Genomic DNA, 25884 nt, shown 5'->3' with positions numbered 1-25884 from the left:
AAGTTGGAACACTTAAAATACAGACCAGATATAGATGGGTTGAGAGCAATAGCAGTGTTGTCAGTGGTAATTTTCCACTACTTCCCTTCTGTTCTTCCTGGTGGTTTTGTTGGGGTTGATATATTTTTTGTGATATCTGGATATCTTATCACATCTATTATATTAAAATCGGCATCGAGTAATTCATTCTCTTATGTGGAATTTTACAAGAGAAGAATACTAAGAATATTTCCGGCTCTTTCAATAGTCCTTATATCATGCCTTGTAATAGGATGGATTTATTTTTTCCAGGATGATTATAAATCACTTGGGAAGCACGTTTTTTCAGGCGCTTTTTTCATATCAAACTTAACACTATGGAGTGAATCAGGATATTTTGATTCTCAATCATATCTTAAACCATTATTGCACCTTTGGTCTTTAGGAATTGAAGAGCAGTTCTATATATTATGGCCCATAGTTATTTTGCTATGCTTCAAAAGTAATTTTCCGAAACGCAATATACTTTTATCATGCGCAGCCATATTTATAGTTAGCTATACAATTAGTGTTTCTACCATGGCATACGAAGGTGGTGCTAACTACTACTCCCCAGCATCAAGATTCTGGGAATTAATGGCTGGTGCCATAATAGCAACATTACGTTTCATGGGTATAAAAACATCAGTCTCTAAATATATGTCATTGTTAGGGATTATAATAATAACCCTGTCAATAGCATTAATTAATGAAAAGATGGATTTCCCTGGTTACATCGCGATAATACCAGTAATTGGGGCGTCTCTTATAATAGCATCAAATGGAAATGATTGGATTGCATCAAAATCACTCAGTTTTAAACCTATTGTTTTTATTGGGCTTATAAGCTATCCGCTATATCTATGGCACTGGCCCGTTTATTCATTCTATCGTTCTATATTTTCTGGCTCGCCGAGTACCAATGAGTTATTGATTCTAATGGCACTGGCATTAATGTTGTCTATTTTAACTTATTTTCTTTTAGAAAAGCCTCTGCGCCATTCTGCAAAAAGATCAATTACAACTATTATTCTAGGTGTCGTCGTATTTGGTTCTGGCGTATTTGGGGTTGTCACTTACTCCATGAATGGAATTAAAGAAAGAAGTGTAAACAAATCAGCAGGTGAGTATGCTTCTGTCACAAACGTGTACGATTACTATAAATATGGCGAGCTATTGCGCGGTGGCATATGTCACTCTGTGCTGTTAAAAGATGCCATATCGAACGGCTGCATTAAAAATAGCCGCAATAATATTTTTATAATCGGTGATTCATATGCAGCAGCACTCTATAATGGATTGTCTAGCTACATAAAAAACAACAATGAAAAGTATGTGATAAGTCAAATGACAGACGGAAACGCCCCGCCATTGTTTGTTAGTGGTAAGGACGACCTCCAAAGAGACGTTAGATCAATTAACGCTGACAGGATTAAAGAGATTGGCGTAGTCAAACCTGAGATAGTATTGCTAACGTGGTCAGTTCGTGGTTCAAATGGAATTCATGATAAAAAGTTAGCAATTGAAGCTCTCTCTTTAACAATAAAAAAAATAAAGAAAGTATCACCGCAATCAAGGTTGATAGTTGTTGGCCCTGTTCCTGAATGGAATGCTAATTTAGTTAAGGTGATATCAAATTACATAAGTGAATTCAAAAAAACGCCACCTATATACATGTCATATGGATTAAACGATGAAATTAAAGGATGGGATAAGTACTTTGATGAAAACGTGCCTAAGTTGGGGGCTGAATACATATCAGCATACAGAATTCTATGCAATGAAAGTGGGTGCTTAACAAGGGTTGGTGATGGTCCTGATTTTGTCACTGCTGTAGATTGGGGGCACTTGACAAAGCCTGGTTCTGATTTCCTTTTAGAAAAAATTGGCAAATATATAATCAACTAGAGAAATAAACGGCTGCATAGGCAGCCGTTTATAATTTATGTTGTTAACTTCTGTCTTGTAAGAACACCACCGTGATTTATCAAAGCAGTAAGGTTAGTTCCATCCCAATATACAGCGTAGGAGTTTGCATCCGGCACGGCCTCGTCTGGCAGTACGGTCCCAGAGAATGAAATATTTACCGCCCCAAAATCGCCATGGTTTTCTCTCATCGTAAGTCGAGGGGAGCCGCCGGAAATAACATATCTTGCAGTCTCTGATACACCAGTGGCGATCTTAGAAACATCCTCCCTCCTTGATGCTACTGACGAGCTCACTTGATTAATATAGAAAGCTGACGTCTGTGTTGTTTGGTTTGGCTGAACTGATACTAAGTTACCAACAACTAAACCTTCGATATTTCCTATGTTAATAGCAGAAGCAGGAATGCTAGGTGCGTTAATGTTAGTTACGGTTGAGTTTGGGGCATAGATAGCCATTCCTGGAGGCTGCGTGTAGTTAATTACGCTAATGCCATCAATTATGTTGGCGCCTTCAAGGTTTACTTGGTTTTCGCTGGGTGAGTTAGAGGCATTACATTGTATTGCTGTCAGGTTCTTAAAGTTCTTGCCAGTCCCTTTTATAAATATTCCTGCTCCCTGGGAGTAAGATGCAGATATGTTAGAATAAGTACCAGTGGACCCGTCGCCCCAAATACCAACGCCATGGGTTTTATATGCCATAATATTGCTTACATGGTGATTGGTAGGAAGGTTATTCCATGGGTATTGCGCTAATGTGTAATCATGCTGTCGTTCAGTTGGAGTCCCATAATCGGCATTCAGATCTACACCGTCATAGTATGTTTCTGTCGTATAAATATCGCTGAAACGCAAATTGTAGCATCTTTGGCTTATTCCGCTTACTTCATTTTGGTATGTTTTAACACCTGACTCTCCACATCTGTAAGGTGAATATCCACCAATGACACCACCGTCACGACCAACTCCACCATCATTTCGATAAAAACATACCCCGCTTCCTGATCCGTAATTAGTTGAACCACCAATCACATAATTACCGTGGTAGTAATCGGTGCTATCCCACGCAGTAAATGATATACAATTTGACATGTCACCATAAAAATCACGTGGGTACCAAAACTTCACATTGTTATTTTTCAGTGATTCATATGATCCAAACGTTGCTTTTGGATAAAATATATCGATTCCAGAAGAATTGGACAGCACAAGATGTGATATGACATTTTGGTTTTTAACATTATCTGGTAGTAAGCTATATATGTCGATGTCATTGGCGGTAGGTGCATATCCTTGCGTTCTGCTTTGCGTAATGGTGGATATGATCGTAGAAGGGTCATTTATCCATTCCCCGCTGCTGTCCCATCTTGATATTACATAGGGAACTGTTAAAGACTGCATGTGCGGATAGACAATGCATGAACCCGCACCTAGATTCGTGAATGTTAATTTTCCATCGCCAATAAACTTGGATTTACAGAAAATTGTAAGAACCTTACTGCCAAAATCGATACTTTCACCATCCGTAAAGTTGTAATCTACATCAATCAGCAGCCCATCCACAGCTGCGGATGAAGCAGCCTGTAATGTGCTGTAATCAGATATTTTTACAGAGTGTTTGAAAGTTTTGTTCGCGATTGCTTTTGATATTTTACTTTGTACATCTTCCGCCACGTCGCCAAGCGTACCGTAAGGTGACCCAATAAGACTTGCTCCAGTTGGCTGAGCAAGCTCTGCCAGAACGTCATCATTCAGCCTTACCCAGTTTCCTACAGTACTGGCTGGCGTCTGGCTCAACATTAATGAAAAGCCAAGGTCTGTCCTTTTCGCCACATCACCTGTGTATGCATCTAGGGCAAGCATTTCAGCTTCACTTGAAACTACAAAGATATGTGATATCGCAATCGATGGGATCTGAGATGCTGGAATTTTTCCATCACTATCAAGCAAAGCGAATCCTGAAAGTGGTTTAACGGAAGAATTACCATCATCATCAAAAACCAGAGCAGACTGTTTCCTGTCATCTGCAACTGGCAATGGGCTTGTTAATTCTCCAGATGGAACCCGTAGGCATTGACCTACGGCAGCAGCCGCTGCATTCCCTGCTGCTTGTGAAGATTCAAACGCACTAACAGCCGAAGAAGATGCTGAATTGGCATATTCTTGTGATTTAGATAAACTTTCTGCTGCTAAAGAAGCCGAAAGTTCAGCAGCGTCAGCGGCAGACTCTGCCTTGGCTGCATAGTTTGGTGCACCTTTTAATTCATTTGCATATACGGCACATTCGGCTGCTGACACTTCTGCTCTTGCCGCATATTTTTGCGCTTTATTTGTTTCAGAGATGCTCATAGTTCACCATTTAATATTCGATAATGACAATGCCTGCGCCACCCGCACCACCAGATGTGTTCACGTACCCACCTGCACCACCACCACCATTAATACCTGATACACCCGCGGATATTCTTCGGCTGCCACCAATTCCTACCAGGCAAGAACCTCCAGATCCTGGAACTCCAAAAATGGCATCTTCACCAGCAATCGCCCCTGGCCCTCCTGGTTGTCCGCCTACACTACCGCCTCCAGATCCTGTTCCAGGACTTCCGCCACCACCTCCAGATAGAGTGATAAGTGAGCCAATAATGGTATTCCCACCATTCCCACCCGCATTTTCCACTCCTCCAGCAGATCCTCCAGCCCCCAGGGTGATTGGTATTATGTCTCCCGGATTTACCTGATATGGCTGCTTCATTATTGCTTGCCCGGCACCGCCACCCTGCCCACTATTAGCAGAGCTATATCCACCACCACCACCTCCTCCTCCGGCACTGGCTGATATGTAAAGCGTTGTGATTCCATCAGGGACAGTAAACATTCCATTGGCGGTGAATGTCTGACACCCTCTCTGAACAGAGATATCACTTAAAATATTTGAGCCATCACCACGTATAAGGGTTGTTTTTTTCTGAGGACACTGCACTCCACTTCCTGTAAGTGTTTTCAGTGTTACCTGGAAATTACCCGAACAATTATTAATAACTCTCCATACTTTTACCCATGAAGGAAGAATGATATTAATGTTAGAAGTTAATGCCCCAGAAAGGATAAGCGTATCTCTGGCTGCCTGAAGAGAATTCAGTGTTACGCTTATCCCGGATAACCCAGATATATTTGTTGCGCCATAGAAACTTAATGGAACCCAACCGGTTGTTGATGAATCTGCTGATTCTGGATTGGTTGTATTACCATCCAACAGATTTAACCATTGTCCGGAAAGATTTGTTGCAGGAATTATAGCCCCCTGAGGATATCCACCAATCGCTGTGGAAAATGACTGATTGAATGGATAAGCCCCGCCAGCATCTGCCCACTGCTGCTTCAGTGTGCTTGTGAATAAAACGCCATTCATGTCTTTCCCTGATGGCGGAATACCTCCTGCACTTAATGGCTGCATTGTTACTGGAGGGAACCCTTTATCAAAGGTTGCCGTCCCAGAGTTATCTGTGGAGGTGCTGGAATCAACTGCTATAACATTTTTAAGGCCATTAATCGCAAAGGCTTTAATCAGGCGAGAAGGAATATCGGAAAAGTTCATGTTATACCTGCTGAACAATATTAACTGTTACCCCAATTGGGGATGGTAGAGCACCTGAGCTTTGAACAATGGCTAGATCTGACGTGGAAAGTTGGAATTCAAAAACATAACTCATCACCATCTCTCCATCATTTCTGACGTAGCAGCGTCCTTTATCGCCAAACATGAAGTTAAGAAGTTTGTTCAAATTTGGTATCGTACAGTCAGAAATATTCGCAGCCGCTTTCATCATGATCAGCTTCCTGTACACATCATTAGTCAGTGTCACAGTTGATGTCAGAAGCTCTCCGGAATAGAAAGGTGCCTGGTTGAATGGCTTAGGATCGTCAACAACCGGAGGCTCTGATGACGCCTCATTGAAGCCAAAATAAATTTTGTTCTCTGTCACCGTCAGCTGCCTGCTGACAACCACGATTTTTCCCCACACGTCCAACCCGTAGGTATCTGCCGTCTGGATGTTCCATATCACGTCATAGAAATCATCTAGAAAGCCTTCGATACCTACAGCTTCATTGAACGAGTAAATCAGGGATTTCAATTTCGGGCTGTCGGCATATTGCGTCAGGACGGTATCCGCGACGTTTATCATGCCAGTGTCACCGAGATGTTTGATGCATCCAGCGTTGGCACTTCATCAATGCCGAAGGACGCAGATGTTTGATATGTAGTACCATCACGGCTGATTGTGATGCTGAAGATATCTACGTTATCGCTGTCAATTGCCTGAACGCCTGCGTAGTAACGACCAGCATAAATAGTTGAGCCAATGCGTGCTCGTGTGCCACCGTCCTCTCCATTAAAGGCGCTGATGATCGCGCTCTGTACGAGCGTGGCAATATTTCCCGGCAGTGCATTATTGTCAGCCAGCTCAACCTTGAAGTAGACGCTTACTGCTGATGGCGTTTGCCACTTTATTTCGTATTCAGGGTAAGGCTGAACATAGTTCACATCATCAACTACCGTGTATGTGGTGTTGCCAATCATTGACGGGCCCGGTGGGAGCTTCTGCCATATCGAATTTGCTATATCTGCAGATGCACCACCATATACGCATACATATAGCGAATGCGGCTCCAGTGATACGTTAGTGACACCCTTCGTCACCGTCAGACTGGTGTTGTTCTGAGTCACGTATGCATCAGTAACACCACTGACAGCCATCACGTTTGCGTATACTGCACCGAGCTGATTGTTGGAGTTACCCGCAACAGACTGCTTGCGCCGATACTCAAAGTTAGCCCTGCTCTCCACTTCATTTCCCAGCACGCCAGCTGTTGAGTTGGTTATGCCTGACCATCCCTGAATGGCGCGGTATATCGTATTTAATGCTCCAATCTGACATGCAATAGGGCCGGTTGCCTGATTCTGGAATACAATGTTCACTGACCCAGAAGCAGGGATAACAGCATCCGCCAGAGAGTAGTAGAGATAACCGCTGGAATCCTGGGCAATGCTGTTTGCTGGAATAACAGTTCCTACCAGCCCAGTGCAGGTCGCAGTTACTGTGGTTCCGATGGCTGCTATGCGGTCAATGAAGTAAATCTGTCCGATAGCATCCTGCATACGCCCTTCAGCAAAGTCAGGGTTAATCTGGTTAACCAGCCATGCCAGATTGTCATTCTTGTCTCCGATGATTGCCGTGTCGCTCATGGCAATCTGTCCCTGTGGAGTCGTCAGACTCTTACTCATCCCTCCGCCCATGGCGGCATCAAGGTCAGTTAATCGCCCGTTGAGAATGTCTATCTCATCAGGAACGGCAATGCCGGTAGCGGAAAACGTGACAGAGGGGACGGCTGTGCTAACTGTTACTTCAGCCATTTGTTACCTCAGAATTTGATTGTGGTCTGAACGTTGTTCGTGTCGGTTATGGTCATGACGCCGGATGCAAGGCGATCTGCTTTGCCAACTGTTGTTGTGCAGAATGCTGACTGAACGTATGGGAGTTTTTTGGCCTCGGTTGCCATCTTGGTATTGATGAGCTGAGTGCCTGGCCAGTGACCGAGAATGCGCTCGTAGTAAGGAATCCCCAGCGTGGTGTCATACCAGGGCTCACCGAGGAAGGTTGAGCATGCGCAAGCTACGTCCTGAGCTACTGCATATGGGTTGGCAGTAATAGCCATGCTTCCGGTGTCGTCTAGCGTAATATCCCACTGGTCAGTCAAAAGCAGTGATTTGGTGAGCATGTAAACTCCGGGCAATAAAAAACCCGCCGAAGCGGGTTAGTGTTTTGTCTATCTGGATATGTATTTATCCGGATGCGCTAAGCAGTCATTTATGTATCCACTGGAATAGGCTTTAGCAAAGGACTCGTCGTTTTGATAACGCATAGAAAACTGAGCGGATGATGGGTTGCCAGAAGACATTACGATCATGCGCTTTGTTTCCGAGGCATCTATACCCTGCCAATTCCCTGAATCCATTGCTTCTCTTTTAAAGTCCGATGCGTCGCTCATGGAATACGCATTGCCTGCGAGTTGCACATAAACGTTGTAGCGCATGCTCTGGTAGCAAGTCTCTCTAAATGAATCTCCGTTTGCTGACGCGCAAACTGATGTCAATGCAAGACATGCCATTAATAATTTCACTTTACCAATCATCATTGCGGCCCATCAGTAGTTGAATCTCCCGATTCTACACCACCATGCTTATGCGTACTGAGATGGATTCCATTTCCTGTGACCTCGCCAGTTACGGTAATAGTTCCGCCAAATGTAGCGTCTCCTGCATAACTACCGTAGCCCTGAGTAAGCTGTCCGTTTGCCTCAATGATGGGGGCGTTCAGAGATATTTTGTCATCAGCATTGACTACTACGGTATTACCGTTAACCTGGACAACCAGAGGCGAGACAATATCTATCCCGTCATTGGCGAACTTAACATACTGGCTTGGTTTTCCGTTTAGCACCCCGCCCAAATATATTGCATCAGAATAACTATGTGTTCTGTTTGATCCAGGAAGAGCGGCCTGTTTTGTTTTCTTTACTGCGGTGATGTCTCTGTCGCACATAGCTATAAGGCCAATATCCCCTACAACTGGCGTCATTATCACTGCGCTTGCTCCACGCTGGAGCCTCCACACAGGAACGCCATGAATAAGAGAGTTTGGAATCAAATCACCTCCACCGCTAAACCCCTCTACCAAAGGTTTAACCGATAACACAACATCATCTTCATCATCTTCGCTAGGCTTCACGTCAACAACTAGCGCCAAATTTATAAACGCTTTCCCCATCAGAAACTGATGCATCAGGAATTGCTGAGAGTTAGCATCGGTTGCCGTGTCCTGAGGCCGCGTAGTAAATAGGTTCATTACTGCCTCACTGTTAGCTGTCCGATTGATGCCCACACGATGGTTGCCCACGGAGCGCCTTCGGTCCATGTCGAAAGATGGTGAATTGCGGACTGCACCGTATAAACCCCGCTGCCGTTTGGTAGCGAGGTTTCTATCTGCACCTTGCGACCTCGCAAAATCAGATCACTGTACTGGCACTGGAAGTTAATCCCGTAGTTACTGAATACCGGGTATCCAATTAAACCGTGCTCTGGTGATATGAGAGGTATGGTGTCGTCAATGCTTCCACCCTGCAGCCAGATGTAAATAGCCCCAAGCCGGAAGTCAATCTCTATACCGGCCGCATGAGCGCACTGCTGAATCTGAGATATCGGGTTACCTTCGAAGTAAGGATTTTCAAGCTTCGCCAGAACGCCGTTGTTAACCACCGTATAGCCGATGCTTGCGGCTATAGTCGTGATGATTTCAGCAACACTTGCAATACCTTCCTTCGAGAAAGGCGGTGCAGTGATTGACTGATCGAACCCGGTAGAAAAGGCGCTGATTATCAATGGCGCATCTGGCATCTGGTTGAGGTCGGCAAAGCAGTTAGTGATAGAGCCGAAGAATACCGGCCTGTCATCAGCCCATACCTTCATCATGTTCTGCTTAGCACCGTTTAACTGGATGCCCTTGTAACTCAGCAGAGCCATGTTTTCGATGCTCAGTCCGAACACCCTTGCTTCCAGTGTCGTGCCTGATATCCCGCCGTAAGCACCTATCTCTATTTCTGCCTTGATGTTGTCGATGGTCAGGATGTTATTTCCTGACTCATCGAAAGCACCGTCTTTCAGCGTGAACTGAAATTTCAGCGTTCTCTTTTTATAGGTCATGCTGCCATCTCATCTGCTGTGGCGTAAAACAGCTTGAATCGCGTCCCGAGCTCGTCATAAACAGGGTCAAGGCTTCCTTTGGTGTCAGCGAAGAAAAGCTCACCTTTGAATCCTAGATAGGGGTAGCGGACTATCTTGTTGCAGTTATGGCAAAGAACGCCCTGAGCTATCCACAAATTATCCAGGCCAACGTCAATAAACATGCCTGTAGAACGCTGTACGATGCGCAAAGTTACTGACTGACCATCAAGGTTAACGCTTACTTCCTGAGCCTTGAGTGGCTTGAGAGAAATGTTCTGCATCAGGATAACCCCGCTACCAGTTCATCTACCGTTGTCGCAAGGTTTTTAATGGCCGATGTTGCCGCGCCATTGATGGCACTTGTCGCACCTGATGTTGCATTGCTAACGGCGTTTGTGACAGACGTTGCGACTGTTGTTGCAGCGCTGGATACTGACTCTTTCAGGCCTGTTAGCGCGCCTTTGACATCTTCAAGCGTGGAGTTTGTGGCTGTTGAGTTTGCCTTCTCAGTAACGACGCTGGCTGCCTTGCTTGTGCCGTTTGATGTGGTGTTACTGTTGGCTGTGGTGCTTGTCAGGATGACTTCTGCCTCCTGCAAAACAGCCTGAAAAATGGCTTCCACAGTCAGAAGGGTTACATCGCGATCTGATGTCCGGTAATTGTATCTAACCAAGTCATAGTCTTCGTAAGTCGTGTCCGGCGTCTCGATGTCGTACACCTGCGCATCAGCGACCATAGCATCAAGGGCGGCCAGCATGTCTGAGCGACTCGTCAGGGCGAAGTTGGTCAAGTTGGGAATGCTACCGCTAAACCCTGTCCATCCCTCCAGCGTAAACAGAACTCTGATAATTGGCGGACGTTTTACCTTGTTAAAGCTGCTGTAAGAGCCCTGCTCAATTGGAGCTGAAACTACTGAAGCATCAGCCCCATACTCAATCCCAAGAAATGAGGAAGGAGACAATGCCCTTAGGCCTGATTTCAGGTAAATCCCGTAACCAGGCGAAAGGGTACTGTTGATAATGGAAAAGATGTTGCCGCTGTTTATCGCGCTGAGTAGCGTTGTTTCGTTCAGTGAAAAGGCCATATTATCCCTGCCCTGACATCGCTGGATTCACCAGGCGGTTTCTCTGAAGGTTTCTCTGGATATCAGCACCCAGAGCATTGGCGTTTCCGGCCGATGTCTGCATGTCGATTTTGCCGATATTGATGTTGGTCTGGCTCCCGGCAGCCGATGGCATATTGCGAGATGCTGATGACCCTGCGCCTAACTGAATGCCTCCCATGATGTCAGACGAGCTGATGTAGCCTTTCCCGTTCTCATGGTCGACAATGCCCTTCATCAATCTGGCAATCGTTGCCGTGTCACCCGAATCCAGCACTTCGTTAGCGCCTTTCCCTGTCGCTTTGGTGAGCGCAGAGATATAAGCATCGACATTGTTATTGTCTGATGCCGGAGCATAGGTTTTGACGATAGAGGAAAGTGTGTTGATGCCGCGCTTGAAGTACAACTGCAATTGCTTGTAGAGCGCGGCAATGCCATGCTGCATCGACTCGAAAACGGCAAAACGACCTCCTTCTCCGCCTTCCATCGTTGCGCCAGACTGATTGGCATAGTTCAGATTGCCAGGGTTATTATTGCGTATTCCGCGAGGAGCTGACTTGTATCCGTCACCGCGAGGTAGCTGGATTCCGGTCTTCTCAAATATCCAGTCGTGAAGTTGCTTGCCCCACTCTGTAGTTGTATCTGTACCTGCACCGCTATTAAGGAAATTCGTTACAGGGTTATTGGTAAGCCAGGAATACTTCTTCTCAAGCTGTTCAGCGTATTTCTGAAGCTCAACCAGACCGGCAATCATACTTACACGGCCAAGAGCTGTGAGAGCGCCTCTGACGCCACCAATTGAGCTGGTCATGCCTAACAACCACTTCCCGCCTACAAACACCAGAAGCAGTTTTAGCGCGTTTTCCAGCCCGCCTACAGCATCAACAACCTTATTGATTTCATCCGCTGTGTCAGAGAAGAATTTGCTGATTTCCGGACCGTGAGTGCTAATCCAAATGCCGAACTTCTCTATCAGGGGGATAAGCTTCTCAACATACGGAATCAGCGCTTCATAGAGCACCTGAGACGCTGCAGCAAAGTTCTGCTTCATCTGCTCCAGTCGGCGGTTAAACTCTAGTGCCTTTCTGGTTGCTTCGTCAGTTGCTCGTGATATTTTCGCAAACCGGTCAGCATCCTGAACCAGCGAGCCGTTAGCAAGCCCCTGCTGAGTGGCATTATCAAAGCCAAACATGCCACCAAATCTGCGCTGAGCATCTTTGCTTAACTTGCCCCAGTTGCTGGCAATCTTGCGCATGATTTTTTCGGCGTTGTCGTTCTGATAGTCGAAGTTAGCGCCTGTTGCGCCGGCGAATGAAGCCAGAGCGCCGAAAAGTGGATCGTCCTGTCCACCACCGGTACGGATGTTTGTCAGCGTCTTCTGGAAGTTACCCAGCGTTCCGGCCATGCGTTCTGCAGTTGAACCGGCTGCCGCAGCAGCTCTCTCCCAACCATCAAGAGACTTGGCCGAGATATCCAGAGCGCGAGATTCAATCCCCAACCGCATCAAATCCGATGTCATGTTGGTGATGAAAGTCTTGATGCCCTGCGCCGATAAGGTAACACCTACCAGCGCAAGTAATTCTGTTCGGATTGAGCCAAAAAATGAGGCCGCTCTTTTACCCGCGGCCTCCATGTCTTTAGCTGTCTGGTCAGCATTCTTTCTGGTATCGTCCAGGCCTTTTTTTACTTCTGTCTGGCCTTTCTTGAATCCGGAAGAGTCAAGACCAAGAGTGACTACCAGTGAGTCAATAATCGTTGGCATCAGCCATTCTCCTGAGCCCTGTTGATGACCATTTGGTTGTAATTGTCGACTGTGATTATCTCAAGCCACCACCACATATCCTCTACGCCAAGCGTTGTGCTTAGCTCTGTCAACGAGCATTTACCAGATGACAGGACCGTTGCTATTGTTTTAGGTACGTTGGCATAGTCGGTCAGGCCAGCGATTTTCTGACCCATTACCGGAGGGATGTCTAACTGGCGGCGGCGGTTAAAAAATCGACGTGCAGCTTAAAGACTTCACCGCGAATTTTCAGGCGAGTAATAACCTCTTCAGTATCATCATCAATCAGTGGGCGCTTGATGTTTAGATCATCTGGATTTGGCACTGCCTGTACACATTTCATCAGCTCGTCCAGGAGAGGCCGTGCATCCTCTGGAGGGATTTTAGCCACCATTTCGAGGCCGACTTTCGCCATGCCTGCCATGCCCATATCTGAAAGGTTATCCGGAAGATTAATGCCGTTATTAGCCATCGCCAATATCGCTCGGATTGCCCACCACTCAGCCTGAGTAGCTGACATTTCACGAATGTAAAACTTCTTCCCATTGTCACGGCCTTTATCTTCGACGGTGTAGTAAAGCTCTTTGCGTGCCATGTTAGTCCTTATGCGTTGTACGCTTCGCCCACGACTGATTCCCAATTGATTTGGAAGGTCATTGCCTGCAGTACGCGCTGCGCATCAGGGATGGCTTTTACGCGTTGCAGGATGCCGTTGGTCAGCGTGAACTTGCGACTAATAGCCGGGAGGATGATTGTTGCGTTGCAGCGGAATACAGCCTTTGAGGTCAGTGAGGTCAGCTGCCAGGTCTCGAACAGGTCACGAGATGGGCTGTCTGGCATGATTGTGATCGTCTGCAGATACTCACCGAAAACGAAGCCGCCAGAGAGCTTACCGTCAGCACCACGGACGGAAACCGCCATTTCTGTATCACCCAGAGCAAACATTGCGTCCGCTGCGTATCCTTCCAGCGTTTGAGCGCTGGGGAACAGGTTGGTAACAGTGAGGGCAAAAATAGAGTCTGCACTCGTAATTGTGTTAGACATTGATTTGCTCCTTACTGAACTTCAATTGAAGCTAGAGTGATTTTCTGTACGCAACCACCATCGCAGTACCAAAGGGTCATGCTAGGGCTTGTGCGCTTCTGACGCTGCGTAGGGGTGGCGTCTGCGATATACAGGTAGTAACCCTTGGCAATCAGCGATGGAGAGATATCAGCGCCAACGGCATTCTGAATCTCGGAAATCTGAGAACTGGACAGCGTTACGCCAGCACGGATTGCGCCAAACACAATTGCCTGGTTCAGGGTGTCAGCAAATGACGCCTCGATGATCGCCTTACCGCGTGCGTTATAAGGAATGCTGCGATTTGACTGGAACAACTCGATCGCATCCTGTGAGAGATTGGCGTTAATCCAAATCTGGTTACAGAACGAGTCAAACCATTTGAAATCGCCAGTAATCGCGCCATCTGCCCAGTAACGGGTGTCATAGTTATTCGCCGTGTACGCGCCGTAGAAGTTGTATCCGTTGGCAATCAGCGCATCGTAATTTGCTGACGTGGTTACTTCTGGCAGCAGGCCACCGAGTGAGCGGAACTTGAATGGTACGCGCCCTTCCTGACGGTCAAAGTCAAGTGATGCTGCATAACCAATCACACTCGCTGCATGCGACTGATTGCCGTATACAGGAATTACGTTGGAATAGTCGTGCACGACAATGATTTTGTACGCCAGAGTGTCAGTTGAACCTGACACCAGCGCGGATTCTTCCAGCGTAAACGGCACGTAGCCGAACCGGTAATTCTGACCATTAACCCAGGCTGAAAAGTCCAGCGCCTCTTGCTCGGTCGGCGTGAATGATGTAGTGAAGATTGCCCAGTTCTGAGAGCTATCAAGCACTGACTGCATTGCCGTAGTGACTACTGCTGCATCTGCGCCCTGAGACAACTGAGCGCCGGTAGCGGCTGTCAGTTTCAGGCCTGCAGATAAGGTGCCGGTTGCGTAGGTAATAGTGCTCGCCGCGCCATCGGTCGCGCTGGTGATGATGAAGCGCTTCTGTGTGGTGTCGTACTCCACCGTAACACTGGATCCGATACCAGTTTCAATCAGGTCAGCAGCCATGGCAAAGCTGGTTGCCGTGCTCAGGTCGATACTGGCTGATGTGTGCGCAGTGCCGTCAACTGTCAGTGTCAGTACACCGCTCAGCAATTTTAGTTGGTCTAACGTTACGGCAGCCATTGAGCCCGAGCGCAACCATGCCGCCGCATCTGCCGGGTTAAACCGTGCAAACAGCAATGCACCAGGGGTCTTGGTAGAATTATCGTAGCCCTGAAAATAAACTTCAGCCATGCTGAATTCAGTAGATGCACTACCAAAATAGGCCTCTACATCTTCTTTGCTAGTAAACGTGATCACACTCCCCACCGGAGCATAAGCGCTGTCGGTAAGGATAAGGCCATTCAGATCAAGCGCTGAACCGCCCGCTGGCAGCACTCCAGGATTGATTTGAATATCTTTGCGTAATGGGATTGCCATTTATGCACTCTCCGGTGGGTATTTTAAATCTGCGGCAATAACGCCGACTGTAATGCTGTCCATGAAGTCCTGGCGTGTGGTAACAGACGGGTTGAATTGCCCGATGAATTCCATCGTCCAGCGGCCTTCGTATTGTTGCTCGCCGTTAATCATCGTCGTCTGATGAGGGTCTGAGCAGTAAAGAGGGGTGATGACATTGCCGTATTGCCTGAACCATTCGCAGGCAAAGTCTGAGCGGATTAGCGTACCGATGATTGCGGCGTTATCAGCCGCGCTTTCGCCGTAACAGTCAATCTGGCAAGGCCATTGCGTGCTGCGTTGGTTGAGCTGCTTACCTTCGCCATACACGCCGTTGTCGTCGTATTTGACGCGGTTTGTCGACAGTCCTATCTGCTTCAGCGGCGTCATGATAATGAAGTCATTAAGCGGCATTGGAGTGAGGTTCTGCTGACCTACCAGCACGTTGTCGATGGTAAGGCCGGTGATATCCATCAGAAACGCCTGCAGCGCAATGCGCAGGTCAAGCTCGGTGATGTCTACTGTGGTTGTCATGGCGACCTCTGCAGGTTAACAATCACTCGACACCAGTCAGGCCATAACTCAGGTACTTTCACCACCAACCACTGCTGACCTTTCACAACGAGAATGTCACCACCCTTTTGGTCTGGTCGGTTCACGCCGTTGAAGTTCCCATTCAGATACGCACTTTTCAGGATGCCCTGAATGTTGATGGAATCAACCTGTCGTAGGTCGGTGGACGATAGCTCCTGCATCTGGACTTCAACATCAACGTTGCTGTACGTCTGCTCTCGCTTTCCGCCAGGTAACGTAGTGAATCCGGTATTAATCCGGAACACTCCATTTACGTTGGGATTTATTGCTCTCGTGGCGCTATTGGCTATGCCTCTCAGGTTCATACGCCATCCTTAATGTCGTAATCGACGCTGTTTAGCATGTGGGATGTTTCAATGAGTGGCTTAGAAAAGCCCTTTTTGGCGATCGTAACTGGAGATAGCGCAGGTTCCATCAGGTCTCTGATTGAGCCCTGCAACTGACCTTTAATATGCTCACCCATCAGCCCCAGAATCGTTTCTGCGTCGTAACCGGTAGCCTCGGCTATCTTCGCAATATCCTGCGGCCACTCTGGTGACTTTTCGGCAATCATGTTCCGGAAGAATGGACGTGGCGGTCTGTTCATTGCAGGGTCGCCATATTCGTTGGCTGCGGCAACCATTGGGACAGATTGTCCGTCAGGGTATGTTGCCCCTTCAAGGAATCCGACCCTTAGCGTTTTACCGTCGCCAAGCTTTTCCGCCAGTTCAGCAAGTTTCGCCTCTAAAGCTGCGCCACCACTAAACGTGGTCATGCTCACCTCCGGGTAACTGTCCTGCGGTAATAATGCCCTGGATAGAATGATGGTGATGCGCCAGGAACGTATTTAAACGTCCTGTAAGGGGCGGTAGCTTGCCAGTAAGCAGAGCCGTAAGGTGTCTGCAGATACCACCATGAAGATGGGCTTACCGGCACCTCGCCAGTCGACACCGATACAGAGCCTTCAGATGCGCTTGCAACCCTGCCTACAAGTCCGGATGGCTTCTGACCACCCACGCCTGAATTCAGGGCGGAAATGTGCGCCACGAGCATATTCAGATACACCGCACGCACATTCACATCGGTAACAGGACTGCAATCAGTGTTATCAAGGTAGACCGTTGCCTCAACGAAATACGCATTCAGCAGCGTGTCACTTACCGTGTCAAACTCGGGGTAACGCTCACGGAATGCGTTAATGTCGAAAACAACGATCGCCATGATTACTTACCGTCCGATTTTTCGATGCCTGGCATTGGCTTGTCCTGAGGAAGCCCCTCAAGGCCAGACTTGACCTTGGCGTTCTCGGACGCTTTTGCCTGTGCGCTGTTGGCTTTTGCCTGAGCAAAAACGAGTTCATTCACGACGTAAGGTTGCTCTTTATGAACTGAAAGCCACTTCTCGAACGCATCCTTGTCTACGCCATCGGTCAGACCATAACCGCCAATAACATTGGTAGAATTGGAGCCGTTCAGCGTTACCGTGTAGCCATCTTGCTCAACAATCAGGCCATTAGGAAGTTTGCAACCTACTACGATAGTCTCTGCCATGAATTAAACCCCGATCATGCTGGCGATACCCAGCGGTTGACGAATGATTGCACCCCATGTGCCACCTGACTTCTTCTGCTTCCAGCTGGATTCTTCAACCACAACTGCGTGCGCACGCATCTTCTCGGTGAAGGCTGCATAGGCAGTGTCTTGCTCACCAAGACGATCTGCAATCAGCTGAACGAGCTCTCCCGCATCAGTTGAATACTCAACTGCAGTTTCAACACGCAGGTTAGGGAAGTTTTTCTTCAGCAGGTCAGACACGTTGACGTTATACATGTTGGTCTTGGTCAGGTTCACTTCCGAAGAAGGAGACATTGCAAGAGTCATGGAGTCAGTACGCTCAATCAGACCTTTGGTTTGAGAAACAAGTTGGCCGTACAGTTTTACGATGTCATCGTACACCGCCTGGCCATCTTTTGGCGCCCAAGTAACAGCGCCGCCAGTTCCGGTTGCATTTGGTGTGATTGATGCCGTCAAGGAAGGGTCATTCAGCAGGCCATAGTTCATCAGACCGTCGATACCGAAGAAGTATGACTTGTTCTGGAACTTATTCAGAACCAGAGCAGATGCTACGTTAAGTTCTGCCGCGTAACCGATACGCGCCGCGCCGTACATATCCAGTTCGCGCTCACCCCAGCGGGTATGAGTCTGGTAATGGTAAGACTGGCGAGGAACCCAGTTGACGTTAGCCGCAGTCATGCCGTTGTTGTTGAAGTCGCCATATGAGCTGGTCTCACCGGTGCTTTCAACGATTGGGAACTGCGCGGTCAGGGTTGTCCAGTCGCCTTTCTTCACTTCACCAATGATTTCTGCTGCTTTCATTGGTGTGACCAGAACTCGAATCAGCTCTGGATCAACGTAGTTGGTGAAATACGCCGGGATACCTGAGTTGTTCGCAGTAACCATGGTTGGCTGGGCATCCATAGCCATCTGGAAGTTTTCTGCAAAGTCAGGCTTCAGGTAGTCTTTCGCGCCCGGCAGAATGATGCCGTATTTGCCGCTAGCAGCGGAATAGTGTTTCTGAAATTCGTTCATTACTTGCTCCAGGTGCTGATTTTGACCAGTTCGCCCGCATCGCAAGCGCTACCAGCATAGAAAGGCGTTTCGACTGCGCCGGAAATGGTTGCTCCTGCCGCACCGGTTTTAATGGTGCCGTCAGCAAGCACAGCAAAGATTTTCTGTCCGCGAGTTGCTGCAGTGGCGGTGCGCGCCCAGAAGTCGCCAGCGGTCATCAGTGTTACTTCACGGCCTGGCTGAATGAGCATTGAAGCTTGAGCCAACCAGATGGTGATTGATGCCTGACCATCGGCATGAACAAAGTCAGAAGGAGCGCCAGTGCCGGTATTTGATGCCACGCCATCAACCGCCCAAGCAAATCGGCCAACTGTCAGACCGTCAGTGCCAGCGACCAATGCCGCTTCGCCTGCCAGGAATACTGCGTGAGGGTTGGTGCTCGCAAAGCCACCTTCAACACCCGGTGCTGGGTATTGGTTAATTACACTCTGAAAACCTGCCATGTTAGAAACCTCGTTTCAGTTTGCCAGCGGTCGGGAATGCTTTCTCAAATTCGCTGTGAGATGCGGAATCCTGCGCAATGACAGGGCGTTTGTTGTTCTGCTGCTCGATAGCCATTTTGACCATCTTAGGGAACGCTGAAGGATGAACGCCTTCGATATCAACGCCAGCCTGCTCAAGCGCAGTGCGGTAGACATCATCAGCTGAGTCCATTGCAACGACATCACCAATCAGTGGTCGCACAGCCTGCTCAGCTTCACGTACTTTGCGGAAGTTCTCCGCCGCACGCTTGGTTGCGCTGTCTGCGGCTAAGCGAATCGCGCTGTCCATTGCCGTTTTGGAGACTTTGTCGTCTTTTTTATCGTCTTCATCGTCTTCGTCTTCGGCTGGTTTTTTCTTTTTGTCATCGCTGTCTTCGTCATCTTCGTCGTCAGCGGTTTTCTTCTTCTCGTCGTCCTTGTCGTCATCCTCGTCTTCAGCCGGTTTCTTTTCTTTCTCGTCTTCTTTTTCGGCCTCATCAAGCGCCAGAAGCGCCTTCCGTACTTCAGCCTCCAAATCAGCATCAGCTGCCAGTAACGGCTTCAGCGTTGCGCGAATAATCGCGGCTTTACGTTTGCTCATGAGCATTAACTCCGGGGGTAATGAATCTGCGACCAATACGTCGCTTCCTGCGCGGCCTCTTTCAACCAGCGCTACGTGGTTCCCGATGATGTCCCGAATGATGCCGTCATACGGCTCTCCATTCGGTGTAACTCCGGGGGTCATGTCAGCGACGTATTGGTACGACGAAGACAATTCTTCCTGCTCTTCCGTCTCAATACCGGCGATTGCGGAGTCATCCCAAACTGATAAACCGTTTGTCAGATACGTTCCGTCAAAGTCTGCATTTGAATGCGTTACACCAACGCGATATTCACGCGGAGGGTCGCCGGGGAAGTCAGGTGTATGGATTGATAAAAGGGGAATGTTGTTGAATGTTGCAGCGGCTTTCTTCAGTTCGTCAGGGTGTCGCCATAACTGGTAAATCTTATCTGGCTCTAGCCCGAGCTTTTCAGCATTTGGAATCTCTCTCCCGAAGTAGGGGCAGACATTAGCCTTGCTGATATTGCTTAACTTAACCTGAAGCCTGCCGTTGCCATCAAACGAGCGCACTGATGCGCGGTCAAATGCCAACCGTTCAGTTGTTTTCATTGCTTTCTCTGATTTCAGGCAATAAAAAAGGCCGCCCTTAGGCAGCCTGTTTGTTGTTTGTTTTGATTTACTCTATTTTGCTTATCGCTAATGGCTTTCTAACCTGAGTCACTTCAATTTCCATGACATCATCTTTCAACTTGGCAGAATAGCACTGAATTAGCCTATGTATAATTTCCTTTACGGGAACATTGATTTCACTGCTTGGGACAAACAAGGAACAGAATGAATGATCGCAAGCAAGGCGCTTTCTTCTGTATTCCTGCCCCATGCAAAATAGTATTTCTATACCCTTTGCTACAACAAATCTTTGCCCGTCAGCGCATCCACCAATAACGAGCACCTCTTCAAGCTCAACAAGTATTTCACTCATAACAACCTCGTCTTAGTCGTTTCGTCAGAGATATCTGGCAGGCGGTGACGATGCCGCTTTTCGGGAGCTACCCTAGCCAGATAGTTATTTTACCCCAAACCAGGGATTACCGCACTCCAGGTGCAACGACAGTTGATTTCCTCGCCAGGCATCACCCATTTGCCGTCCAGATACATTCCTTTGCTTAGCTCAAACACCTTTCCATCAGCTTTAACATGTGATGGTCGTGGCTCTTTGCCAGCATGAGAATGCTTCCAGACGCCCTTAGTGATACCGAGTGATTGCTGCCGTGCCGCCTGCATTACTGAGGTTGCCTTGTTGTTCTGATCGCGTGCGATTAATGCTGCACGCCTGCGCGTAATGCCATAGCGCTTCTGAAGCTCGTCAGTGAGGTAAGACAGGTCACGGCCTCGTGCAACCGAGCGCATTACCAGACCCTCAACCTCAGTGAAATACTTCTCAGGGATTGAGCGTATCAGCCCAACATTCTCTGCAATGGTCGCCTGCTGTGCGTTATTCATCGGCGCGGTCATTTTGAACTCAACCGTGAATCCAGCAGTTTCAAGCGCGTTATATAGAGATACATCAGTATTCTTCATCGCATCACCGGCAAACCTTTCAGCCAGCCTCTGAGATACGTTGTCGAATGCCTTTGTCCATCGCTTGGCGAGCTTCTTCATGGCATCACGCATAAACACCGCAGGGGATGCGTCCATTGCCACCGCTGCACCGCTCGCTTTGTAGTTAGCGGTCAGCCAGTACACAACGGACTTCTGCATATCTCTGATGTGGTTGTCTAACTGTCTGCGATACCACGCCTCAACACCGGCATTAGGATGAATTGCTCTCAGCGTTTGCCGCGTCGATTTCTTCTTCCCGCTGGTCATCGTCTTCGTAGTCGTCTTCGATTTCGATGTCATCGCTTAAGTCCAGTGAGTGGTATGGGCTGTCAGGGTCATTTGCGATCTTCTGCCGAATCTCGTTACCCGTCAGCGCACCTGTTGCAACGTTAACCGCATCGGTATCAGCGTCAATCTTGCGAATTTCCGCTTTCTCTTTCTCGGTCATCTCGTAGAGAGGCTCAAACTCGAAGTAGATATCCGGGTCGATGTCGCCAAACTCTGAAAGCTGGATGATGTCCAGAACGCGCTTCAGGTTGTCTTTGAAGATGGATTGCTGCAGCGCGTGAATGTAGTCGTAGAAGACTCGAATCTCGCCATCTGATGATGCGTTAAGACCAGCAGGAGAAATGCCTAGCAACTTGACCAGAGGAATGCTGGACACCGCTGCCATTTGCTCCTGTGCCTGCGCCTGTAGAGCATCAAGACCACCAAGAGGTGCGCTAATGAACTCAGCTTTTTCCTCTTGTGTGGGCGTGTTGTCTACAGCGAAAGCGCCGCGATTGTCCCGGCACTGATTGAACATCTGAAGGCGATTGATTAGCGACTCCGCACCACCACCTTGTAACACTGTCGCCATATTGGTTGAGAGAACAGGAATGGTGAACGAGTGAATCAGGTCGCTTACACTGTCCCGCGTTCTCAGCCAGTTATTGACGTACGGCTCGGCAATCTGAGTCAGACTCAGTCCACGGAAGTTGTACGCCGCTTTAAGAAGGTCTGGCACCTCTCGTGATACGAAGTCAAGCATACGGCTAGCATTGACCGTCTTAGCCATCACAAACCATTCAGTAGGCTTGTAGAAGTCAGGACTCATCGGGTTGTCTGTGTTGTAGACGCCCGGGTAAGTCCATACTGGCTCGATAACGGTGAATCCTTTAAGGCTGCCTTTCTTAATCTTCTTGTCAGACAGGAACAGCTTTGACCCCAACTCTACCGGGTCAGTCCATGCAGACACGCCTCTGGCGGACTGAACATCAATATAAATCTGCCCGCCACCAAAGTAACCGTCATGCTCTGCTGCCTCGCGGAATCGGTCCTTAACCTTGAACTTTTCCATTGCAGCGTAGAGTTGCTTAACGCGATCTGCTTTATCATCATCGCCGACAGTATTGAGCTTGATCCACTTACGGGTCATCTCCTCAGCGATGGTGCCAACCATCTTGCGATACTCAGGCTTTTGAGCGAGCGTAGCCAGATATGGATAGCCAGGGAAGCTGTCAGGATAGCCATAGGTGTATCCCATATAAGCTTCGTTCAGCGCTCCGTATGGCGTGGAGTCCATCGCCAAAATGCCTTTCTCTATGCTCTCAGGAATAACGCCTTTTTGTGGTTTGTACTGCTCAATCTCGCGAGGTGGCTTAGCCTGAATCTCTGCTACCGCCTCTGCCCGGATTTTCATCTCAGGTTTTTGTTCTTTCACCGGCTCAGGCGCGGCGACTTGTTTCTTTTTAAACGGCCACACTTAAATTCTCCTGAGTTGGCTCGGGTCGATAACCATTGGCTGGCGACCAGAAATAAGATTGTCGTCAATGGCGTCCATCCAGGTATCAAGGATGTCGTCATTGTCGTGACTGTCGTCAGCAGAGAACGCGGCGCATTCAGTCATTGCAGTGATAACCCACGAAGTTGTACCGGCTACCGTTCCGTCCTCGTAGTAAACATGAGGCCTGATAGCGCCGTGCTCATCATGAGTGGCAGGAACATAGACCTTGCCAGTTTTAATCTGTGGAATGACGTTGAGGCAGCGAACCAGTTTGTTCTGGCCTGCGCCGCGAGGAATCTCTTTAACCGGAATGCTGTTGCGCTTTTTGAGGGTGGTTATCAGACCTTGCCCGGCCTGTTTCTCTTCAATAGCCATGTGGCGCATTGGCATGATTCGTAGCGAGCCCTGCATGCGCCATTTCTCCCAGAACTCTTCTGCTTTCTTCAGGAGGTCTTCTGGGTCCCAGCGACCACGCACTACGTCGATGATGTAGAGATTGCCATCAACACCCATGCCGACAAGCGTGAATACTGTGTAATCAAGCCAGTCCTCTACCTTGCCGCTGTTGGTATCAACGTATACGGCGCGATGAGTGAGCTTTGGAAGAGTGGTATAGGTCTGGAACCAGTCGGTATCAATGATGCCGCCAGTAAGCGCCATTGGGTTCTGCTGGTACTGAGAGAGGAATGTGTAACGGTCTTTCTCCCAAAGCTGCAGGAGGTCGTTCACATCTTCCATCTGTGGCCAGTATGACCAGTATCGAGTGCCTGACACTTCCACTGAGTCGGTATCTTTCACCGTCTCCCAGCACAGAGAGCGCCATGGCTCTGCGAGAGACTGAATGTACTTCTCGTCAATCAGCGCAGGGATAGCTACGTGGTGGAATTTAACGCCCATCCCTCCAGATAACATGAATCCTGTTGCGTCGTCGGTGTGTAAGCGCTGCTGAATGCTCACAAATGGCGTTGGATGCTCTTTGGACTTATCACCACGACGAGAGCGAATGGTGTTAACCAGAAGCGTGTTGGCGCTATTCCTGCGCGACTCACTGAGCATGTCGACTGGCTTGTTGTAGTCATCCAGCATAACCATGCCGGAGAACTCAGGGCCGAAGTATCCACCACGACCACCGGTGATTTGCCCGTTGCTTGAGCGGGAAACCGTCTGCCCTATTGAGCGACCGCGATCGTCTTTTATCTCCCACTCTTCCGCCTGGTTAACGCCGAATGAGCAAGGCCAGAATTCCTGATACTCCTTGCTGGCGATAATGTCACGGGTGCGGCGCGAGTTACGTTTAACCAGCGTGTCAGCAAACGAGATATTCAGGTTACGAAATCGCTTGAGCTTCCCTTCCTGCACCAGTGCATTGACGTAGGCCGGAAAGTGAATGGAGAAGAACTCTGTTTTCGTCCCGCCAGGAGGAATGTTGATAATCAGGTTGCCAGGCTCTAATCGACCAGCTATCAAGTCATCAATCTTTGACGCCATTAGGCGGTGATGCCAGTTAACCAGAAGCCGATCACCCTGAATAAGTTCGAACCACAGGCGAGTGAAGTTGAGAAACGATTTGGTGGACTTCGAACGAAGCACTACACGCTCAGGGAATGACAAATCATCCCATTCGATAATTTCGTTCATATCAGTCCAGGCCTTTTAATTTCCCCTCAAGCTGAGCCTGTGCTGCTTTGTAATCAGCAGGGGTGTAGTTAACAACTTCAATCGGCTTACCATCCTTACCAACATGTTCAGCCTTAACGTTGGTCTTGAATGCCTGCACAGTGATGTGCTCACCAACAAGCTTCAGTGCAGCAGCAGCACCCTTTGCGTCAAAGCCGTAAATCGTTCTTCCCTGCTCATCTTTGATTTCCTCTCCACGCCTATCAGTAAGAGGTTCAACCTCCTGCATGCAGCGCTCGTGAAGTTTTACTGCCTGCCGCAGAACGTAATCAGCATCAACTTGAACTCGCTCCAGACGCTCCTGATTCAATTCTGCGATGCGATGCAAAATGTCATCATTTGCCATCATCCTTGCGCCTTGGTTGCGGGATGACTTCTCGCTGTAACCCGCCCTGATGGCCGCCTGAGTGGCGTTGAGGTCTTTAATGAACTCACGGGCAAACAGCTCTTGTTTGTCGGTGAGCTTTGCCATGTTATTTCTCTGTTCTGAACTTAAATCCCCATCGAGCAATGAAGCCTGACAAGGATTTGAGGTGTTTCTCTTTAACGATGCGTGCGTAGACAAATGCCTTCAGCACGGAAAGTAATGGGCTTACCCACCACCGCTTTTGTGCGACCATCTTTACGGTGATCATCACATCAGTCCGGCAGCGCGAGCTTTAGCCAGCAGAGCGTTAAAGTCAGCCAGCAGACCAGCAACATCGGTTGCAGTTGAATCAGCCTGTGCAGCCATCTTCTTTACCCCGCCGATTGTTGAGGTTGTCGCTGCAGGGATGGTTACCGGGTCAGTTGGGGTGGAAACTTCGATTGGATAACCACCAGTTGAGATAGCGCGTTTAGTCATTTTAGAATTTCCTGCTGGGTGTTTGGATATCTCACTGGGAATTCTTGACACCAGTGACGCTTCTAATCTACATAAAACTCTGTCAATGGCTCTGTGAGAAGCCATTTGCAGAACTTTATATATCCTCAATTCTTCTACCACTGCTTGAGAAGGCAGCTATGAACGCCACAGACATCCCGCAATGCTGTGACGCGGTATCATCTTTTTCGAATAACCTGCACGCTCTTGCAGAAAGGAGGGACTGCAGTCATTGCTAATGCAGGTAAGCAGCGAAGATGTAGCGCTATGGTGGGTTACTTCAGGCACTGGGTGTTGATGTATTCCTGCAGGTAATTCACCTGCGCGGTTATTTTGTCGATTCCACTTCTGAGACGGTAATAATTGAGTTCAGCATCTGTTGTAAGTCTTGGGCTTTCTCCATCGCCCATGCCGCTGGTTCCGGACGCTGACTTTGAACAGGTGGCGGAGACTTGCAAGCGCTTACGCCCAGCAGAAACATCAGCGCGGAGACTTTCGATAGTCGCATTAGCATCAGAAAGCTCCTTCGTGTATTTGGCATCCAGAGCAGCAACATCACGCTGGCGGGTCTGCATGTCTTTGATGGTGTCGTTAG

At 48.4% G+C, this 25884-nt stretch carries 30 protein-coding genes; 1 reads left to right on the top strand and 29 read right to left on the bottom strand.

The features are described 5' to 3' along the window. The first annotated feature begins 3 nt into the window (after window positions 1-3). Complete coding sequence (locus OH663_RS19720; protein ID WP_263525819.1) at window positions 4-1926, top strand: acyltransferase family protein; 1923 nt, start codon at window positions 4-6, stop codon at window positions 1924-1926. 35 nt (window positions 1927-1961) lie between these two features. Here OH663_RS19720 and OH663_RS19715 read toward each other — a convergent pair whose 3' ends face one another. From OH663_RS19715 to OH663_RS19570, 29 genes are all read right to left on the bottom strand, one after another. After that, window positions 1962-4292: a tail spike protein gene (locus tag OH663_RS19715; protein WP_263525818.1), complete on the bottom strand. Its 2331-nt coding sequence runs from the start codon at window positions 4290-4292 to the stop codon at window positions 1962-1964. 10 nt (window positions 4293-4302) lie between these two features. Then, window positions 4303-5538: a glycine-rich domain-containing protein gene (locus OH663_RS19710; RefSeq protein WP_263525817.1), complete on the bottom strand. Its 1236-nt coding sequence runs from the start codon at window positions 5536-5538 to the stop codon at window positions 4303-4305. Window position 5539: 1 nt separating this feature from the next. Continuing rightward, window positions 5540-6127, bottom strand: coding sequence for a DUF2612 domain-containing protein (locus tag OH663_RS19705; RefSeq protein WP_263525816.1), 588 nt, complete (start codon window positions 6125-6127; stop codon window positions 5540-5542). After that, window positions 6124-7356: a baseplate J/gp47 family protein gene (locus OH663_RS19700; RefSeq protein ID WP_263525815.1), complete on the bottom strand. Its 1233-nt coding sequence runs from the start codon at window positions 7354-7356 to the stop codon at window positions 6124-6126. Before OH663_RS19700 ends, OH663_RS19705 begins: the two co-directional genes overlap by 4 nt. Before the next feature lie 8 nt (window positions 7357-7364). Further along, the gene (locus tag OH663_RS19695) at window positions 7365-7721 is read right to left on the bottom strand and encodes a hypothetical protein (RefSeq protein ID WP_263525814.1); all 357 of its coding nucleotides are present in this window, start codon (window positions 7719-7721) and stop codon (window positions 7365-7367) included. A 48-nt stretch (window positions 7722-7769) separates the two neighbouring features. Beyond that, window positions 7770-8138, bottom strand: coding sequence for a hypothetical protein (locus OH663_RS19690; RefSeq protein WP_263525813.1), 369 nt, complete (start codon window positions 8136-8138; stop codon window positions 7770-7772). Next, window positions 8135-8785, bottom strand: a complete 651-nt coding sequence (locus OH663_RS19685) for an oxidoreductase (RefSeq protein WP_263525812.1) — start codon at window positions 8783-8785, stop codon at window positions 8135-8137. The genes OH663_RS19690 and OH663_RS19685 overlap by 4 nt, the downstream gene beginning before the upstream one ends. Window positions 8786-8847: 62 nt before the next feature. Beyond that, entirely contained in the window at window positions 8848-9702 is an 855-nt protein-coding gene (locus OH663_RS19680) for a hypothetical protein (protein WP_263525811.1), read from the bottom strand. Beyond that, entirely contained in the window at window positions 9699-10004 is a 306-nt protein-coding gene (locus tag OH663_RS19675; protein ID WP_047749422.1) for a phage baseplate plug family protein, read from the bottom strand. Before OH663_RS19675 ends, OH663_RS19680 begins: the two co-directional genes overlap by 4 nt. Continuing rightward, the gene (locus OH663_RS19670; RefSeq protein WP_263525810.1) at window positions 10004-10807 is read right to left on the bottom strand and encodes a hypothetical protein; all 804 of its coding nucleotides are present in this window, start codon (window positions 10805-10807) and stop codon (window positions 10004-10006) included. The genes OH663_RS19675 and OH663_RS19670 overlap by 1 nt, the downstream gene beginning before the upstream one ends. Before the next feature lies 1 nt (window position 10808). Continuing rightward, window positions 10809-12587 carry a hypothetical protein gene (locus OH663_RS19665; RefSeq protein ID WP_263525809.1) on the bottom strand — a complete coding sequence of 593 codons (1779 nt, stop codon included), beginning with the start codon at window positions 12585-12587 and terminating at the stop codon, window positions 10809-10811. Window positions 12588-12798: 211 nt separating this feature from the next. Further along, window positions 12799-13203: a hypothetical protein gene (locus OH663_RS19655; RefSeq protein WP_263525807.1), complete on the bottom strand. Its 405-nt coding sequence runs from the start codon at window positions 13201-13203 to the stop codon at window positions 12799-12801. A gap of 8 nt (window positions 13204-13211) precedes the next feature. Beyond that, complete coding sequence (locus OH663_RS19650) at window positions 13212-13652, bottom strand: phage tail fiber protein (protein WP_226423515.1); 441 nt, start codon at window positions 13650-13652, stop codon at window positions 13212-13214. 11 nt (window positions 13653-13663) lie between these two features. After that, window positions 13664-15142 carry a DUF3383 domain-containing protein gene (locus tag OH663_RS19645; RefSeq protein WP_263525806.1) on the bottom strand — a complete coding sequence of 493 codons (1479 nt, stop codon included), beginning with the start codon at window positions 15140-15142 and terminating at the stop codon, window positions 13664-13666. Next, window positions 15143-15694, bottom strand: a complete 552-nt coding sequence (locus OH663_RS19640; RefSeq protein ID WP_263525805.1) for a phage neck terminator protein — start codon at window positions 15692-15694, stop codon at window positions 15143-15145. Next, on the bottom strand, window positions 15691-16059 hold the full coding sequence (locus OH663_RS19635; protein ID WP_263525804.1) for a hypothetical protein: 369 nt from the start codon (window positions 16057-16059) through the stop codon (window positions 15691-15693). The genes OH663_RS19640 and OH663_RS19635 overlap by 4 nt, the downstream gene beginning before the upstream one ends. After that, complete coding sequence (locus OH663_RS19630) at window positions 16056-16508, bottom strand: hypothetical protein (RefSeq protein ID WP_263525803.1); 453 nt, start codon at window positions 16506-16508, stop codon at window positions 16056-16058. Before OH663_RS19630 ends, OH663_RS19635 begins: the two co-directional genes overlap by 4 nt. Before the next feature lie 2 nt (window positions 16509-16510). Then, window positions 16511-16954 carry a DUF4054 domain-containing protein gene (locus tag OH663_RS19625; protein WP_263525802.1) on the bottom strand — a complete coding sequence of 148 codons (444 nt, stop codon included), beginning with the start codon at window positions 16952-16954 and terminating at the stop codon, window positions 16511-16513. A gap of 2 nt (window positions 16955-16956) precedes the next feature. After that, on the bottom strand, window positions 16957-17283 hold the full coding sequence (locus OH663_RS19620) for a hypothetical protein (RefSeq protein ID WP_263525801.1): 327 nt from the start codon (window positions 17281-17283) through the stop codon (window positions 16957-16959). A 3-nt stretch (window positions 17284-17286) separates the two neighbouring features. Then, window positions 17287-18321: a DUF2184 domain-containing protein gene (locus tag OH663_RS19615; RefSeq protein WP_263525800.1), complete on the bottom strand. Its 1035-nt coding sequence runs from the start codon at window positions 18319-18321 to the stop codon at window positions 17287-17289. After that, the gene (locus tag OH663_RS19610; protein WP_263525799.1) at window positions 18321-18803 is read right to left on the bottom strand and encodes a structural cement protein Gp24; all 483 of its coding nucleotides are present in this window, start codon (window positions 18801-18803) and stop codon (window positions 18321-18323) included. Before OH663_RS19610 ends, OH663_RS19615 begins: the two co-directional genes overlap by 1 nt. A gap of 1 nt (window position 18804) precedes the next feature. Continuing rightward, window positions 18805-19992: a DUF2213 domain-containing protein gene (locus OH663_RS19605; RefSeq protein WP_263525798.1), complete on the bottom strand. Its 1188-nt coding sequence runs from the start codon at window positions 19990-19992 to the stop codon at window positions 18805-18807. A gap of 67 nt (window positions 19993-20059) precedes the next feature. Next, window positions 20060-20365 carry a hypothetical protein gene (locus OH663_RS19600; protein ID WP_263525797.1) on the bottom strand — a complete coding sequence of 102 codons (306 nt, stop codon included), beginning with the start codon at window positions 20363-20365 and terminating at the stop codon, window positions 20060-20062. Window positions 20366-20454: 89 nt separating this feature from the next. Further along, entirely contained in the window at window positions 20455-21144 is a 690-nt protein-coding gene (locus OH663_RS19595; RefSeq protein WP_263525823.1) for a phage minor head protein, read from the bottom strand. A gap of 52 nt (window positions 21145-21196) precedes the next feature. Further along, window positions 21197-22729, bottom strand: coding sequence for a DUF1073 domain-containing protein (locus OH663_RS19590; RefSeq protein WP_263525796.1), 1533 nt, complete (start codon window positions 22727-22729; stop codon window positions 21197-21199). Continuing rightward, on the bottom strand, window positions 22730-24388 hold the full coding sequence (terL, locus tag OH663_RS19585) for a phage terminase large subunit (protein WP_263525795.1): 1659 nt from the start codon (window positions 24386-24388) through the stop codon (window positions 22730-22732). Between the two features lies 1 nt (window position 24389). Then, on the bottom strand, window positions 24390-24899 hold the full coding sequence (locus OH663_RS19580; protein ID WP_046377298.1) for a terminase small subunit: 510 nt from the start codon (window positions 24897-24899) through the stop codon (window positions 24390-24392). Between the two features lie 162 nt (window positions 24900-25061). Then, window positions 25062-25271, bottom strand: a complete 210-nt coding sequence (locus OH663_RS19575) for a head fiber protein (RefSeq protein WP_263525794.1) — start codon at window positions 25269-25271, stop codon at window positions 25062-25064. Window positions 25272-25564: 293 nt separating this feature from the next. Continuing rightward, the coding region (locus tag OH663_RS19570) for a lysis protein (RefSeq protein WP_263525793.1) at window positions 25565-25884 on the bottom strand (320 nt) is incomplete at its 5' end.

The sequence above is a fragment of the Citrobacter sp. Marseille-Q5395 genome (assembly GCF_947057495.1).
GTDB classification, from domain to species: Bacteria; Pseudomonadota; Gammaproteobacteria; order Enterobacterales; family Enterobacteriaceae; genus Citrobacter; species Citrobacter murliniae.
Note: the sequence above shows the minus strand (reverse complement) of the source record. Positions and strands in the feature narration are given on the sequence as shown.

Excerpts from the sequence above, each read along its gene's own strand:
- OH663_RS19620 (WP_263525801.1), bottom strand. The coding sequence starts at position 17,283 with ATGGCAGAGACTATCGTAGTAGGTTGCAAACTTCCTAATGGCCTGATT.
- OH663_RS19615 (WP_263525800.1), bottom strand. The coding sequence starts at position 18,321 with ATGAACGAATTTCAGAAACACTATTCCGCTGCTAGCGGCAAATACGGC.
- OH663_RS19655 (WP_263525807.1), bottom strand. The coding sequence starts at position 13,203 with ATGGCACGCAAAGAGCTTTACTACACCGTCGAAGATAAAGGCCGTGAC.
- OH663_RS19575 (WP_263525794.1), bottom strand. The coding sequence starts at position 25,271 with ATGACTAAACGCGCTATCTCAACTGGTGGTTATCCAATCGAAGTTTCC.
- OH663_RS19605 (WP_263525798.1), bottom strand. The coding sequence starts at position 19,992 with ATGAAAACAACTGAACGGTTGGCATTTGACCGCGCATCAGTGCGCTCG.
- OH663_RS19680 (WP_263525811.1), bottom strand. The coding sequence starts at position 9,702 with ATGACCTATAAAAAGAGAACGCTGAAATTTCAGTTCACGCTGAAAGAC.
- OH663_RS19580 (WP_046377298.1), bottom strand. The coding sequence starts at position 24,899 with ATGGCAAAGCTCACCGACAAACAAGAGCTGTTTGCCCGTGAGTTCATT.
- terL (WP_263525795.1), bottom strand. The coding sequence starts at position 24,388 with ATGAACGAAATTATCGAATGGGATGATTTGTCATTCCCTGAGCGTGTA.
- OH663_RS19695 (WP_263525814.1), bottom strand. The coding sequence starts at position 7,721 with ATGCTCACCAAATCACTGCTTTTGACTGACCAGTGGGATATTACGCTA.
- OH663_RS19715 (WP_263525818.1), bottom strand. The coding sequence starts at position 4,292 with ATGAGCATCTCTGAAACAAATAAAGCGCAAAAATATGCGGCAAGAGCA.
- OH663_RS19670 (WP_263525810.1), bottom strand. The coding sequence starts at position 10,807 with ATGGCCTTTTCACTGAACGAAACAACGCTACTCAGCGCGATAAACAGC.
- OH663_RS19700 (WP_263525815.1), bottom strand. The coding sequence starts at position 7,356 with ATGGCTGAAGTAACAGTTAGCACAGCCGTCCCCTCTGTCACGTTTTCC.
- OH663_RS19630 (WP_263525803.1), bottom strand. The coding sequence starts at position 16,508 with ATGACCACGTTTAGTGGTGGCGCAGCTTTAGAGGCGAAACTTGCTGAA.
- OH663_RS19690 (WP_263525813.1), bottom strand. The coding sequence starts at position 8,138 with ATGATGATTGGTAAAGTGAAATTATTAATGGCATGTCTTGCATTGACA.
- OH663_RS19635 (WP_263525804.1), bottom strand. The coding sequence starts at position 16,059 with ATGAACCTGAGAGGCATAGCCAATAGCGCCACGAGAGCAATAAATCCC.
- OH663_RS19675 (WP_047749422.1), bottom strand. The coding sequence starts at position 10,004 with ATGCAGAACATTTCTCTCAAGCCACTCAAGGCTCAGGAAGTAAGCGTT.
- OH663_RS19685 (WP_263525812.1), bottom strand. The coding sequence starts at position 8,785 with ATGCATCAGTTTCTGATGGGGAAAGCGTTTATAAATTTGGCGCTAGTT.
- OH663_RS19665 (WP_263525809.1), bottom strand. The coding sequence starts at position 12,587 with ATGCCAACGATTATTGACTCACTGGTAGTCACTCTTGGTCTTGACTCT.
- OH663_RS19625 (WP_263525802.1), bottom strand. The coding sequence starts at position 16,954 with ATGGCGATCGTTGTTTTCGACATTAACGCATTCCGTGAGCGTTACCCC.
- OH663_RS19640 (WP_263525805.1), bottom strand. The coding sequence starts at position 15,694 with ATGACAACCACAGTAGACATCACCGAGCTTGACCTGCGCATTGCGCTG.
- OH663_RS19650 (WP_226423515.1), bottom strand. The coding sequence starts at position 13,652 with ATGTCTAACACAATTACGAGTGCAGACTCTATTTTTGCCCTCACTGTT.
- OH663_RS19705 (WP_263525816.1), bottom strand. The coding sequence starts at position 6,127 with ATGATAAACGTCGCGGATACCGTCCTGACGCAATATGCCGACAGCCCG.
- OH663_RS19710 (WP_263525817.1), bottom strand. The coding sequence starts at position 5,538 with ATGAACTTTTCCGATATTCCTTCTCGCCTGATTAAAGCCTTTGCGATT.
- OH663_RS19595 (WP_263525823.1), bottom strand. The coding sequence starts at position 21,144 with ATGCAGAAGTCCGTTGTGTACTGGCTGACCGCTAACTACAAAGCGAGC.
- OH663_RS19600 (WP_263525797.1), bottom strand. The coding sequence starts at position 20,365 with ATGAGTGAAATACTTGTTGAGCTTGAAGAGGTGCTCGTTATTGGTGGA.
- OH663_RS19645 (WP_263525806.1), bottom strand. The coding sequence starts at position 15,142 with ATGGCAATCCCATTACGCAAAGATATTCAAATCAATCCTGGAGTGCTG.
- OH663_RS19610 (WP_263525799.1), bottom strand. The coding sequence starts at position 18,803 with ATGGCAGGTTTTCAGAGTGTAATTAACCAATACCCAGCACCGGGTGTT.